The following is a 2201-nucleotide window of genomic DNA, read 5'->3' as shown; positions in this document are numbered from 1 at the left end:
AACGTCACTGACGCACACAACAGCGTCGTTGAAGCCTCCGGCGAGACCGTCACGGGCAAGGTTACCGTGTCGGCTGAAGCTGGCGTCGCCGGCGTCACGGTCGGTGGCCATGATGTCACCAACGCGTCCACGACCCCGGTCGTCATCACCACCGACAAGGGCGTGCTGACCATCACGGGTTACAACGCGGCGACGGGTGTCATCACCTACTCCTATCAGGAGACCGGTGGTGCTGACGATCACACCGCGGGCGATGACGCGGTCAAGGACAGCTTCACCGTCACCGTCACCGACGTGGGCGGCGTTGCGACCAGCAATGACCTGGTCATCCAGATCGTTGATACCGCGCCGGTTGCCAACGCCGACTCGGCAAGCGTTACCGAAGATGCCGCTACGCCTGTCACGGGCAATCTGCTCACCAACGATGCGTTGGGCGCGGACACCAGCACAGTCGCCATCACCACCGGCGACGCCAAGTACGGCACGCTGGTCGACAACGGCGACGGCACCTGGTCCTATCAGTTGAACAACAGCCTGCCGGCCGTTCAAGCCTTGAACAACGGCGAGACGCTGACCGAGACCATCCGCTACACGATCACCGATGCCGATGGCGACACCAGCACCGCTGAATTGACCATCACCATCAATGGCCAGACCGACGCGCCGCCGGTTGTCACGCCTGAAGATGGCGACGGAAACGTCACTGACGCACACAACAGCGTCGTTGAAGCCTCTGGCGAGACCGTCACCGGCAAGGTCACCGTGTCCGCTGAAGCCGGCATCGCAGGCGTCACGGTCGGTGGCCATGATGTCACCAACGCGTCCACGACCCCGGTCGTCATCACCACCGACAAGGGTGTCCTGACCATCACCGCCTATGATGCCGCTACCGGCGTTATCACCTACTCCTATCAGGAGACGGGAGGCGCTGACGATCACACCGCTGGCGATGACGCGGTCAAGGACAACTTCACCGTCACCGTCACCGACGTGGCCGGTATTGCTACCAGCAATGACCTGGTCATCCAGATCATTGATACCGCGCCGGTTGCCAACGCCGACTCGGCAAGCGTTACCGAAGATGCCGCTACGCCTGTCACGGGCAATCTGCTCACCAACGATACGTTGGGCGCGGACACCAGCACGGTCGCCATCACCACGGGCGATGCCAAGTACGGCACGCTGGTCGACAATGGCGACGGCACCTGGTCCTATCAGCTGAACAACAGCCTGCCGGCCGTTCAAGCCTTGAACAACGGCGAGACGCTGACCGAGACCATCCGCTACACGATCACCGACGCGGATGGCGACACCAGCACCGCTGAACTGACCATCACCATCAATGGCCAGACCGACGCGCCGCCGGTCGTCACCCCCGAAGACGGCGACGGCAATGTCACCGACGCGCACAACAGCGTCGTTGAAGCCTCCGGCGAGACCGTCACGGGCAAGGTTACCGTGTCGGCTGAAGCTGGCGTCGCCGGCGTCACGGTCGGTGGCCATGATGTCACCAATGCCTCCAATACGCCTGTCGTCATCACGACCGACAAGGGCGTGCTGACCATCACCGCCTATGACGCCACGACCGGTGTCATCACCTACTCCTATCAGGAGACGGGTGGCGCTGACGATCACACCGCGGGCGATGACTCCGTCAAGGACAGCTTCACCGTCACCGTCACCGACGTGGCCGGTATTGCTACCAGCAATGACCTGGTCATCCAGATCATTGATACCGCGCCGGTTGCCAACGCCGACTCGGCAAGCGTTACCGAAGATGCCGCTGCCCCGATCACGGGCAACGTCCTGGGTAATGATGTCCTCGGCGCGGACACCAGCACGGTCGCCATCACGACGGGCGATGCCAAGTACGGCACGTTGGTCGATAATGGCGACGGCACCTGGTCGTATCAGCTGAACAACAGCCTGCCGGCCGTTCAAGCCCTGAACAACGGCGAGACGCTGACCGAGACCATCCGCTACACGATTACCGACGCGGACGGCGACACCAGCACCGCTGAACTGACCATCACCATCAATGGCCAGACCGACGCGCCGCCGGTTGTCACGCCTGAAGATGGCGACGGCAACGTCACTGACGCACACAACAGCGTCGTTGAAGCCTCTGGCGAGACCGTCACCGGCAAGGTCACGGTTTCCGCGGAAGCTGGCGTCTCTGGCGTCACGGTCGCTGGCCATGA

General features: G+C 62.7%; 1 protein-coding gene. It reads left to right on the top strand.

Features of this window, described 5'->3' with window-relative positions:
* The coding region (locus ACE039_RS29305; protein WP_485824101.1) for a beta strand repeat-containing protein at window positions 1-2201 on the top strand (2201 nt) is incomplete at both ends.

This window comes from Achromobacter maghribensis (assembly GCF_057334215.1).
Note: the sequence above shows the minus strand (reverse complement) of the source record. Positions and strands in the feature narration are given on the sequence as shown.